Genomic DNA, 11,658 nt, shown 5'->3' on the forward strand with positions numbered 1-11,658 from the left:
GGAGGGTATAGAGAATGCCTTCCCATGCTGCCCGGAATGTATCCGCCCATGGCCGCCTCATTAGCGGATCAGCCCGACCCGGCCAAGAACCGCCGCCTGCTTGTCCATCATCTCGCGCTCGCTCTTCTCGTCCTGATGCTCATAGCCAAGCAGATGAAGAAAGCCGTGCACGAACAAAAATCCGATTTCCCGTTCAAGTGAATGCCCGTATTCCTCAGCCTGGGCCTGCGCGCGTTCAGTGGAAATGATAATGTCCCCGAGCAGATCATCGTCCAGGCCTTCCAGCTCGGCATCCTCTTCCACTTCGTATAAGATGTCCATCTCTTCATCGGTCGATTCGCGCATCGCGAAGGACAGTACGTCCGTCGGGCGATCGATGCCGCGATACTCGCGGTTCAACGCATGGATAGCCGCGTCGTCGACGAAGGTGAGGGCAACCTCTCCTCCATCCACGCCTTCTGTTCGGGCCGCTTCTTGCAATATCCGCTCCAGCAGTTCGATAAGCGGCGGTTCAATTGAAAGCTTCACCTGCTCATTGTTCCACTCCAGCTTCACAGTGTGCATGTTCCGTAATCTCCTTCATCACGCTCTACGATTTATCGTCCCGTTCCGGATCCGGTTCCCGGCATGGCCGCCTGGTCGGACTGCACCTCGACAACCGCCTCAACCACCTGTTGCTGCTTCTTCTCGCCGGCGGCAGCATCCGAAGCGGATTCCAGCGTGGTGCTGCTCTGCTTCGCCTTCGGATCGTCCGGATACTCAATGCGGGAATGGAATATCCCCATTACGGTCTGCTTCAGCGAATGACCGATCATGTCCAGCTCGCGCAAGGTCAGATCGCATTCGTTGAATTGGTTGTCATCCAGACGGTCTTTAATGATTTTTTGAATCATCGATTCAATGTGCTCCACGGTCGGGTGGCGGAGCGAGCGGACCGCCGCTTCTACGCAATCGGCAATGCCGACGACGGCCGCTTCCTTCGATTGCGCCTTCGGCCCCGGATAACGGAAGTCATCTTCCGTAAAATCGGGCTCCTTGCCCTGCTCCTTGGCCAGCTTCAACGCCTTGAAATAGAAGTACTTCAAAAATGTCGTGCCATGATGCTGCTCGGCAATATCCCGAATCGGCTTCGGAAGCTTGTAGTCCTTCAGCATCTCGGCTCCGTCGCGGGCATGCGCAACAATGATCGAAGTGCTCTGCTTCGGATCAATGAAATCATGCGGATTGTCCATATTCGTCTGATTCTCGATGAAATAACTTGGACGCTTCGTCTTGCCGATGTCATGATAAAACGCACCCACGCGGCAGAGCAGCCCGTTGGCCCCGATCGCTTCGGCCGCCTGCTCGGCCAGATTCCCGACCATAACGCTGTGATGATACGTGCCCGGCGTCTCCGTCAGGAGCTTCCGCAGCAACGGATGGTTCGGGTTCGACAGCTCGACCAGCTTCAGTGCGGATAAAATGCCGAAGGTCACTTCGAAAAACGGCATCAGTCCCATCACCAGAACCGCATTCAACAGTCCGCTGGCAAAGGCGAACGCCGCGGCGAGCATCGTCTCGCGCTGATTGAGCGCATCCCCGTTCAGCATGGACAGCGTCAGCACCGTCAAGCTGCCGAAGATGCATACCATAATGCCCGCCTTCAATATCGTTGAGCGCTGGCTCGCCCGGTGAATCGCGAATATCGCCGCATAGGATGTAACGAGGGCGAAAAATCCGAAATGGAAATCGAACAGCGCGCCCTGATGCGTATTCAAAATGATGCTGGCCACGACGCTCAGCACGACCGCGCTAATATAGGCGAGCGGCAGATCGATCAGAAGCGTAATCAGCATGACGCCCATGGCGACGGGTGCCGCGTAGCCGATATATATTGCGTCTTCCGTCTGTGAGTAAGCGAGAATATGAACAGCAATGATATTGATGGTGAAAATAAGCAGCAGCATCAGCAATTGAACATTGTTAAATTTGAAATGCGTATGGCTCGCCTGGCGCATGAACATGAACAAGACGAGCGAGAACAGCGCCGACAGAAGCAATAGACCAAATTGCGGCCAATAATTGACTTCGGTCTTCAGCAGATCGTTCTCACGCAGCAGATCATACATTTCTTGCGTAATGAGTTGGCCCTTTTTGACGAAAATATCGCCCTGCTTAATAAATACCGGCGGCGTATTCTCGCGCGCCTGAACCTTCGCTTCCTTCGTTGCTTCATCGTCATAGAACTTGTTCGGCGTAATGACGAGTCGGACCAGCTCCTGTACGACTTCGCGCGCCGAGCGCTTGTTCAGGGAGCTGGCGTTCACATATTCGGGCACCTTCGCCCTGGCGATCGCCGCTTCGGGCACCGCATCGCTCATCAGCTTCGATACGAGCTCCCGGGCGACCGATTTCATTTCCGTAATATCTTCCTTGGTCAGTCTCGCGATCTTGATATACGTTTCCTCGGGAATACGGTAGGTCTGCTCTTCGAGACGTTGGCTTATCTCCTCCAGCATCACGCTGGAATAGGTGTTGGTATTCCGTCCCGTCGTCAGGAACTGGCGCACATGATCCTTCACCATCTCCGGAATTTCCCGGCGGAATACGTCCACCTTCTGGGAATAAGTGATCGACTCGTCCGAGTTCAACTGCTCGATCCGATCGAAAATGCTGTCTGACAGACGCTCGTTGCGCAAGGAAATGATATCGTAAATCGGCTGCACCCGTTCGGCTGCATAATCCTGGGCTTTGAGCGTCGCCTTCTTGTCCGGGATCTGAATCGGCGCGATAATGTCCTTCTCGCTTCGCACGTTGACCTCGATATCGAATTTCTCCGGCAGCACGCTCGGAGCCAGACTCATATAGAACAGCAGCGTGATGAGAAGAAACAAAAGAAGGCGTACGCCAACGCTGTATTTCCAACCGGACATATTCACTTGCCGGGCCGGCTTGCTTCCGTCTCCGGAACGATTTGTCTTTAGCATAGAGAACAACCCTCTCTATCCTTGGTTTTCGCTATCCTTCTGATAAGCTGTAATCATTTTCTGCACTAAGGAGTGACGAACGACATCCTGCTCGGCAAAGTGCACAAAGCCGATTTCTTCAATCTCATGCAAAATATGAGTTGCTTCCACCAGGCCCGAGCGCTTGCCGCGCGGCAGATCGATCTGGGTGATGTCTCCGGTGATGACCATCTTCGAGCCGAATCCGAGCCGCGTCAGGAACATCTTCATCTGCTCGGGCGTCGTATTTTGGGCCTCGTCCAAAATAATGAACGCGTCATCAAGCGTGCGGCCGCGCATGTAAGCAAGCGGCGCGACCTCGATCAGTCCCCGTTCCAATGCTTTCCCGACTTGATCAAGGCCCATGACGTCGTACAGCGCATCATAGAGCGGCCGCAAATACGGATCCACCTTCTCTTGTAAATCCCCCGGAAGGAAGCCCAGATTCTCGCCCGCCTCTACGGCCGGGCGGGTTAATACAATCCGCTTGACCGCTCCTTCCTTCAGCGCCATCACCGCCAGGACGACGGCCAAATACGTCTTGCCTGTCCCGGCCGGGCCGATGCCGAACACGATATCCTTCTTCTTAATAGTGGATACATAATGCCGCTGCCCAATCGTCTTCACCCGTATCGGCTTGCCCCGATACGTATGGGCAATCTCGCCTTTGAACAGATCGAGCAGTTCGTGGACTTTCCAATCTTGCGCCAAATCGAGGGCGTATTGAATATCGCGTTCGGACAGAGTGATATTGTTCCGCACGAGCTCCAGCAGAACTTCAAATAGCTGCTGCAGCTTCTCAACTTCCATCGCCATCCCCGAAATAGAAATCTCCGCATCCCGCGACATGACGTTCGCGTCCGTGCCGCTCTGAATCAGGCGCAGGTACTTGTCCTGCGGGCCGAAGAGAGCCAGTCCCTCGGCCACGTTCTGCAGTGTAAGCTTGACAATTGTTGGTTGCGTCAAAAAATCTCAGTCTCCTTAAACGTTCATTATCCTCTCGCTTGTGGAGGCGCCGCTTTTTCATCCTGCCCGCCCGGATCCGGCTGTGCCTGCGGAACAATCGGCAATTCTTCCGCAATCGACTGCTCCACTTCAAAAAGCACCTTCATGACCACTTTACCATTGTCCGCCTTCTGATGCAAAATTTTTTCCTCATGAATGCGCGCATCGAGACCGTTCTTGGCCAGTACATCGGAGCGCGCCTCCTGCAGCCCCGCAAGTAAAGCCTCCTGCTCGCTTCGCTCCTCCGAGATGATATGGGCTTCCTTCAGCACCTCTGTCTGTGAGCCGAACGGCAGCACCCAATGCCTCCATTGCAGCCGCTTCACTTTCACGATCGTCTCATAGCTGTCGAACGGAATGCCGCCGTAGCCGGCGATCTGCAGACGCCTGTCCCCTGCTGTAACATAACGAAGCTCCTTCTGCTTTCCGGTATATACTTTACGCTTGGTGACAAGGGGGACAGCGACGTCATATTCATGCCATACGAGCGCCCGCACCTCTCCCTTGGCCGCCACCGTGCTCGGCAACTCCTCGGTTCCGATTTGTCCCGAGATGAGAATATCGCCCTTCTTGACCCGGGAATGCTGCCTGACGGCCGGACGGCCACGTTCTGCGATAATATGTGTTATCATCCCGTCTGTCTTGGCCACAAGATGGCGAGGGTTAACAAGCTCCCTATTTTCAGGCAGGGTCGATTCCACGACATGAATCCGGATTGTTGTCCCGTTCCGCTCAATGCCAATCCACGAGACGCCCTTGATCTGCGTATTCATTGCCTTGGAGACGACGTCCGGATCGCGGAGCCGGAAGGTCCATTGGAACGGGTAAATTCCCTGCTGTCTCGCCTGCTTCAGTACTTCCTCCGTCGCAATGCGAACATTGCCCGTTACCTCGATGCTCCAGACGAGGGAAGACAGCATGTACAATCCGAGCAAAAAAAGAATGCCGCCTACGACAAAGAACTTCCGTCGGCGGATGCGTACGATGAAGAATGGAAAGCCAGAGCGCTGCTCCACATGAATGCGGCAGCCTGTCTTCTTCAACAGTGGGCGAAGGCGAAAGTAGCCGCTGACCAGCAAATAACATTCCGCCCGATCGTCCGGGAGACGCCGGATATCCCAAATTCGAATTTGTTGAAGGGCGGCGGCATTGATAAAGGCTTCGATGTTGTCGCCGTGCAGACTGGTACGGACATAGCCGCGCAGGCGGGCAAATGAAGGAGCTTTCACGACGTTCCCCCCGTTCCATGATACTTGATATCGTTGATAACGCCCTCGATACAGATTTCCTCCGTATAGATGGCGTGAATCGTCAAGTCCGTTCCGTACACTTCCAATTGACCCGCTGCCAAGGCGAGACGCATATGCTGATCGGAGAAGTGAAGAATGCCCTGATGGTTCTCTACGACCAGCTTGTGATTGCCGGTCATGACCAGACGGGGCATATCCGCGATCATATCCTGCGGCAGATCGAACCAATTTACGGACCACTGGCGCAATTTGCGGGCAATGCGGCTCATTTTGGCAAAGGCCCCCTTCCTGTACTTTACAACCTATGCGCAACAAGACCGGATTATGAAATAGAGGGGACGGAGAAACGAACAGCCGTCAGCGGGAATGTCCGACGGTGGAGGCGCGTTGCTGGGCTAGGGGGGCGTTGCTCCATTGAGGAGCGCGCTGCGGCGGTTAAGGAGCATTGCTCCATTGGGGGGCTATTGCGGTCGCTTAGGACACTGTTCTCTGGGGAACGCGTTGCTGCCGACCTGCGCACTTCCTTGCTGCAGGGATCTAAAAAAGCCAGGCCCGCGAAGATTCGTACGGTGTTCCGCAACAACATCCCCGTGGGCCTGAAGAACAATAGCTCAGAAAGAGCGGCGGCCATAAGGCCGTTTCGCCCGCGGCGGTCCCAGAATTTCGGACCACAGCACGCCCTTCAGCGCCTCCTCCGGGCGAATCGCGACAGAAGCTGCAGCGGCAGATTCCTTTTTGCTTGACTCCGCATGCCGCGGGGCGCTAGCCGGACGCACCGAAGGCTTCATTGCCGCAATTCTCTCTTCCAGGGCAATGCTATCCATCTCGTGTGAAGCATATCCTTGCGGGAGACCAGCTTGCGAGCTGCGCTCCTCCCCTGCATAGACCGGATAGGACCGCTCCTCTTCCCGCATGTCATCGGGATCGTGGTCGCGATCGTCCGGTTCGGAGCCCGGCCGGTGCCCCGCCGTATCGCCGCCGAAGCTCGGCATCCGATTGGCTCGCTTGTTGTCCTTCCGCAAGATGGAGAACACAAATCCGATCAGAATGACGGCCAAAAATGGATTGTTCAACAGAAAACCCAATACCTTTTCGAAGATATCCATCGCTTATCGCCTAACTTTCCGATTTGTTGTGGTTGCCGTTCTCCCCCATTTTGCCGAGCGAGCCGCGCATATGGGTGTCGGCTTCGATATTTTTCATGTTCATGTAATCCATGACCCCGAGCTTGCCTGTGCGAAGAGCATCCGCCATCGCGAGCGGAACCTCGGATTCGGATTGAACGACGCGGGCACGCATCTCGATGACGCGGGCCTTCATCTCCTGCTCTTCCGCGACCGCCATCGCCCGGCGCTCTTCCGCCTTCGCCTGAGCGATGCGCTTGTCAGCTTCCGCTTGCTCGGTCTGCAGATGCGCGCCGATGTTCTTGCCTACGTCGATATCGGCGATATCGATGGACAAAATCTCAAATGCGGTACCGGCGTCAAGGCCTTTGCCGAGCACGGTGCGGGAAATAAGATCCGGATTCTCGAGAACATCCTTGTGCGAGTCGCTTGAGCCAACCGTTGTAACGATACCTTCGCCAACACGGGCGATAATCGTCTCTTCCCCAGCGCCCCCGACGAGACGATCGATATTGGCTCGAACCGTAACGCGGGCACGAACCTTGACCTCAATCCCGTCCTTCGCTACGGCGGCGACGATCGGCGTCTCGATGACACGCGGGTTTACGCTCATTTGCACGGCCTGCAGAACGTCCCGGCCCGCCAAGTCAATCGCGGCGGCACGCTCGAATTCGAGGTTGATGTTGGCCCGTTGCGCAGCGATAAGGGCGTTGACAACCCGGTCAACATTACCTCCGGCAAGGTAATGGCTCTCCAGTTGGTTGATGGACAGTCCAAGCCCCGCCTTCGTCGCCTTGATCATCGGATTGACGATCCGGCTTGGGGTGACCCGGCGCAGACGCATCGCTACGAGCGTAATAATGCCGATGCGTACTCCGGATGCAACAGCGGATATCCAGAGCATGACCGGGAAAAAGCTGAAAAACACACTTAGAGCGATAACAATAATCGCCCCAATGAACAGGGTGCTGACAATCGTTGGATCCATACGCAGTCAAACCTCCAATTGGAATAAGTTAATGCGGCTGCCCTATCGGCAGTCGATTCTTTTCAACATTGCAAAATTCGATGCCGAATAGCTTCCTTCGTGATCAAAAGCGGACTTTGTAAACCTCCTTTTTCAAGAACCTTCCTGCGGGCTGACAACAATGCGCGCCCCCTCCGTCATCACGACGACGACCAACTCATCCTTTCCGATAAAAGCGCCGTCTGTGACAACGTCATATTTATTTCCGCCCAGCAGGATGGTCCCCGCCGGACGAAGCGGCGTAAGCGCCTTCCCGACCATGCCGATCAGCTCCGTATTATCAGCGGTCGATACAAAGCCTTGATCCGTCGTAAGTGCATCCTTGAGGATGAACCGGTTCCAGATGCCGCGATGCTTGAAGACGCGGGCAATAATGATAACGACGACGACGGCCGCGACGAAGGCGATGCCCAAGGACATGAGCGCGTTCCCCGTATTATAGGCCGCGCGGACGACCCCGGAAATCAAGCTGATCGCACCTAGAATGCCGAGAATTCCGAAGCTTGGAATAAACATCTCCAGCGCCAGCAGCACTAACCCAATTAGCAGCAATACGATGGTCTCCACCCCCGCCAGTCCGGCAATAAAATGGCCAAAAAAGTATAAACCGAATCCAATGACGCCCAGAACGCCCGGAACCCCGAAACCTGGCACGATCAGTTCAATCGCCACGCCCGCGATACCGAGGAATAGCAACAGCGCTGCAATCGCCGGAGTTACGATATAGGAAGCGACTCGTTCCGCTGCCGAGGGCTCGATGCGAACGATTTGTGCGCCGTCGAGCTTCATACGGGCCAGCAAATCTTGCACGGAAGAAGCTTCATATTCCAAATATCCAGCCCGCTTCGCCTCATTGACGCTGAGGGACAGAACCTCTCCCGGCTGTTTCGTGCGGTTCAGTTGCGGAAGCTCCACCTTGGCCTGCAGATCCGCCATCGCCGTAGCGACGTCCGTATCCCGGCCGTTCTTCTCCGCAGCCGATACCATCTTACTGACCCACAGCGCGACGGCCTTCGGATCATCCACATAGTTGTGAGAAGAATCGACCAGCGCGGCAGAGCCGATAGCACTTCCCGGGGTCATTGCGATCTCGTTCGCGCTGAGCGCCAGGAAGATCCCCGCCGAAGCCGCCTTGCCGTGAACGAGCACTACCGTGCGGGCAGGGCTCTCGATCATCCGCTGACTAAGCTCCATCGCTACATCTACATATCCTCCGGGAGTGTCCATTTCGAAAATGACCGCTTCCGGCTGAAGCTGCTCCGCCTCCTCAAGCGCACGGAACAGGAAGGACTTCATGACCGGGTCGACCGTTCCCCTGATTGGAATAACGACTGCGCTGCCCTTGCCCGCCTCTCCCTCGGCCTGAACCGGCGAGACAGCGGTTCCCAGCATGCCGAACAGAACGGACGCGGTCATCAGCCACAGGATGCCTGTAGCTGCAAATCGATGCTTGAACAGGTGTTTCATCTCTCTAGTATACCCCCTTCCCTATTCATCAGTCTATACAGTAATACGTTACATCCTTCCGTCCGTTCCAGGAAATCGCTAGAAAAAAACACTCCCTTTCGTGAAAAGGAGTGTTTTTATTCGTTGCATAAGGCTCTCAAAGACGCTTACTGCAGATATTGTTGAACTATCGTATTGACCAGCTTTCCATCGGCGCGCCCTTTTACCTTCGGCATCAGGGCACCCATCAATTTCCCCATGTCGGCTTTCGAAGAAGCACCGGTCTCTTGGATAGCCTGCTGTACGATCTCTTTAATCTCTTCTTCGGAAAGTTGGGCAGGAAGATACTGTGTCAAAATCTCGATTTCGTCTCTCACTGAACCAGCTAAATCGTCTCGACCTGCGCTTTCAAATTGTTGGAGGGCATCTTTCCGCTGTTTGATTTCACGATCCAGAATCTCAAGCACTTCATCGTCATTCAAAGTTCTCTTAGCATCTATCTCAACATTCTTGATCGCTGAACGTACCATCCGGATGGTGGAGAGTTTGAACTTGTCTTGACTTTTCATCGCTTGCTTCATATCTTCGTTCAATCGTTGGCTAAGATCCATTGGTGCTAATTCCTCCTAGAACTTTCTCTTGCGGGCAGCCTCGGACTTCTTCTTGCGCTTAACGCTTGGCTTTTCATAGTGCTTACGCTTTTTAACTTCAGCCAATACGCCATCTTTTGCAATGGAGCGCTTAAAGCGACGAAGTGCAGCATCGATTGTTTCGTTTTTGCGAACTTTCGTTTCAGACACCAGTTTTCCCTCCCTCCGACCAGACCGTCCAAGAACAACAACACGGTTATCAAACTACATTATATGTGATTGTAAAAGTGAGTGTCAACCTTGGCGGCGCATTCTGTCTGCATTTATGCATCGGACAACAGGAATAGCGAACCGGCCGCTGGAACCTTCTTCCTGTCCTTTACGCTCCAGGCCCTGTCAAAGCGCCCAGCCGCCCTCCTCCTAGCAGGTGATAGTGAAGATGGAACACCACCTGTCCGCCGTCTTTCCCGCAGTTGTTGATCAAGCGGTAGCCTGAATCGGCAATCCCCATATCCCGGGCGATCTTCTGTGCAGCCAGATGGATTTCCCCCATCAGGGAAGCATCCTCTGCTTGTAGATCGTTCATCGATGCGATATGCTTTTTGGGGATGATAAGAATATGTACCGGCGCTTGGGGCGTAATGTCGTGAAAGGCGACGACATGACCATTTTCCAATACTTTTTTGGAAGGAATCGAACCTTCGAGAATTTTGCAAAAAATACAGTCCATCTAAACAGCCTCCTTCTAATATTTCTCACCATCTGATAGCGGATGAGTCGTTACTCTCGGGTACTGTTATCATATCAAAAACGAAGGGCTCGTCCAACTGAAAGGAGGATATCCGGATGTCTTCACCTCAAGACAAGCCAAGACGCCGCGGAGGGATACGCATCCTTATCGGGGCCGCTGCCGTCCTGCTTGTGCTCGCTGCCGCTCTCGCCATCTATTTGCGCCCCTACCCCGCAGGCACGAAGGCGGTTCAGGCCATGATTCCTAGCGAAGATGTCACCATCACGCAGGAAGACGGCGTGCTGCGGTTCGAGCCGACGGCCAATTTCATTTTCTATCCGGGCGGATTGGTCCAGCCGGAAAGCTACGCCGTGCTGGCACGCACCTTGGCCGCCAATGGGGTCAATACGTATATTATCGCGATGCCGCTCAACCTGGCGGTGCTCGATGCCCAGGGCGCCAACCGCGTGCTGCCGCTGCTGGATCCCCGCGGGATCAACATTATCGGCGGGCATTCGCTCGGCGGTACGATGGCGGCTGAATATGTGATGAACAGTACGCTCAGCGTTCAAGGCATCGTGTTTTTGGCCTCCTACCCTAACCGCAACATCCGCCAACTGAACATCCCGGTTCTGTCCGTCTACGGCTCTCAGGATGGAGTGCTCGATATGGAGCGGTATACGAACAGTAAATCGTATATGCCCGATTCCTTCGAGGAGCATGTCATCAAGGGAGGCAATCACGCGCAGTTCGGAGATTACGGCTTGCAAAAGAAGGACAAGGGCGCAACCATATCAGACGATCAGCAAGTTCGGGAAACCGTCAGCACGATCGTCGATTGGATTGCAACGCTACATGCATCCGGAACCTAAAAGAAAGACCCGTATGAGCGCATAACCTATCCTCAGGAAAAAAGTAATATGGTTATTTTTGTATTTTTCCTGTAATTTATGGTATAATGATTTTGAAATTATTGAATAGGGAGGAATGAACTATGAAAAAATTTTTACTAGTTACAACACTAACAGCGTTACCTATCCTAAGCGCAACTTCTGTACTTGCACAAACGGATGAGTTGGAGCGAGTAAAACGAGAAGTATACTATGGCCCTAAACAGGAAGATTTTTCAGGTGGTTCTACAGTTACGTATAATGTCAAGATTCCTGAAAATTATGGATGGGGGAAATTTTATGTTAGGAACGATGGTAAAGCTAATATGACTTTATCAATTGAAAGAGTTAGTGATCGTAAACAACCGGTACTTGAAGGTTCAAATACGAATTCAACAGGGGTAGTAACTATAGAACCGGGAGAAGCACAGATAATATATACGGAAAAACCTACGGGTACAGGTGATCATTCTATACAAGTACATTCTGGTGAGGCTAAGTTAGAGGGAACAGTAACATATAAGTATTCTAATGACAAAAGTCTATTATAACGTTTACCTGCAATTTTTGAATTAGATTTCATTGAAATCGTAAAAAGCCTTATACATACTA

General features: G+C 53.6%; 13 protein-coding genes. 2 read left to right on the top strand and 11 right to left on the bottom strand.

The window, feature by feature from the left end; all coding sequences use genetic code 11:
- Nucleotides 1–60 precede the first annotated feature (60 nt).
- The 11 genes from ybeY to PPOP_RS11310 form a co-directional block, all read right to left on the bottom strand.
- Nucleotides 61–564, bottom strand: a complete 504-nt coding sequence (ybeY, locus tag PPOP_RS11260) for an rRNA maturation RNase YbeY (RefSeq protein WP_006286481.1) — start codon at nucleotides 562–564, stop codon at nucleotides 61–63.
- A gap of 32 nt (nucleotides 565–596) precedes the next feature.
- Nucleotides 597–2,966, bottom strand: coding sequence for an HD family phosphohydrolase (locus tag PPOP_RS11265; protein ID WP_093471045.1), 2,370 nt, complete (start codon nucleotides 2,964–2,966; stop codon nucleotides 597–599).
- A 15-nt stretch (nucleotides 2,967–2,981) separates the two neighbouring features.
- Nucleotides 2,982–3,950, bottom strand: coding sequence for a PhoH family protein (locus PPOP_RS11270; RefSeq protein WP_006286483.1), 969 nt, complete (start codon nucleotides 3,948–3,950; stop codon nucleotides 2,982–2,984).
- Between the two features lie 26 nt (nucleotides 3,951–3,976).
- Entirely contained in the window at nucleotides 3,977–5,218 is a 1,242-nt protein-coding gene (gene yqfD / locus PPOP_RS11275; RefSeq protein ID WP_006286484.1) for a sporulation protein YqfD, read from the bottom strand.
- Nucleotides 5,215–5,508 carry a sporulation protein YqfC gene (yqfC, locus tag PPOP_RS11280; RefSeq protein ID WP_006286485.1) on the bottom strand — a complete coding sequence of 98 codons (294 nt, stop codon included), beginning with the start codon at nucleotides 5,506–5,508 and terminating at the stop codon, nucleotides 5,215–5,217. The genes yqfD and yqfC overlap by 4 nt, the downstream gene beginning before the upstream one ends.
- A gap of 342 nt (nucleotides 5,509–5,850) precedes the next feature.
- Nucleotides 5,851–6,345, bottom strand: a complete 495-nt coding sequence (locus PPOP_RS11285; protein WP_006286486.1) for a hypothetical protein — start codon at nucleotides 6,343–6,345, stop codon at nucleotides 5,851–5,853.
- Between the two features lie 10 nt (nucleotides 6,346–6,355).
- Nucleotides 6,356–7,351 carry a flotillin-like protein FloA gene (floA, locus tag PPOP_RS11290; protein WP_006286487.1) on the bottom strand — a complete coding sequence of 332 codons (996 nt, stop codon included), beginning with the start codon at nucleotides 7,349–7,351 and terminating at the stop codon, nucleotides 6,356–6,358.
- A gap of 132 nt (nucleotides 7,352–7,483) precedes the next feature.
- The gene (locus PPOP_RS11295; RefSeq protein WP_006286488.1) at nucleotides 7,484–8,857 is read right to left on the bottom strand and encodes an NfeD family protein; all 1,374 of its coding nucleotides are present in this window, start codon (nucleotides 8,855–8,857) and stop codon (nucleotides 7,484–7,486) included.
- Nucleotides 8,858–9,003: 146 nt separating this feature from the next.
- On the bottom strand, nucleotides 9,004–9,447 hold the full coding sequence (locus PPOP_RS11300; protein ID WP_006286489.1) for a GatB/YqeY domain-containing protein: 444 nt from the start codon (nucleotides 9,445–9,447) through the stop codon (nucleotides 9,004–9,006).
- Nucleotides 9,448–9,462: 15 nt separating this feature from the next.
- Entirely contained in the window at nucleotides 9,463–9,636 is a 174-nt protein-coding gene (gene rpsU / locus PPOP_RS11305; RefSeq protein ID WP_005547957.1) for a 30S ribosomal protein S21, read from the bottom strand.
- A 169-nt stretch (nucleotides 9,637–9,805) separates the two neighbouring features.
- The gene (locus PPOP_RS11310) at nucleotides 9,806–10,156 is read right to left on the bottom strand and encodes a histidine triad nucleotide-binding protein (RefSeq protein ID WP_006286490.1); all 351 of its coding nucleotides are present in this window, start codon (nucleotides 10,154–10,156) and stop codon (nucleotides 9,806–9,808) included.
- 116 nt (nucleotides 10,157–10,272) lie between these two features.
- On the opposite strand from PPOP_RS11310, the gene PPOP_RS11315 reads away from it, so the two are divergent.
- Both PPOP_RS11315 and PPOP_RS11320 read left to right on the top strand, forming a co-directional pair.
- Nucleotides 10,273–11,028, top strand: coding sequence for an alpha/beta hydrolase (locus tag PPOP_RS11315; protein WP_006286491.1), 756 nt, complete (start codon nucleotides 10,273–10,275; stop codon nucleotides 11,026–11,028).
- A gap of 122 nt (nucleotides 11,029–11,150) precedes the next feature.
- Complete coding sequence (locus PPOP_RS11320; RefSeq protein ID WP_006286492.1) at nucleotides 11,151–11,597, top strand: hypothetical protein; 447 nt, start codon at nucleotides 11,151–11,153, stop codon at nucleotides 11,595–11,597.
- Nucleotides 11,598–11,658 lie beyond the last annotated feature (61 nt).

It is taken from the genome of Paenibacillus popilliae ATCC 14706, assembly GCF_000315235.1.
In the GTDB taxonomy this organism is placed as follows: Bacteria; Bacillota; Bacilli; order Paenibacillales; family Paenibacillaceae; genus Paenibacillus_B; species Paenibacillus_B popilliae.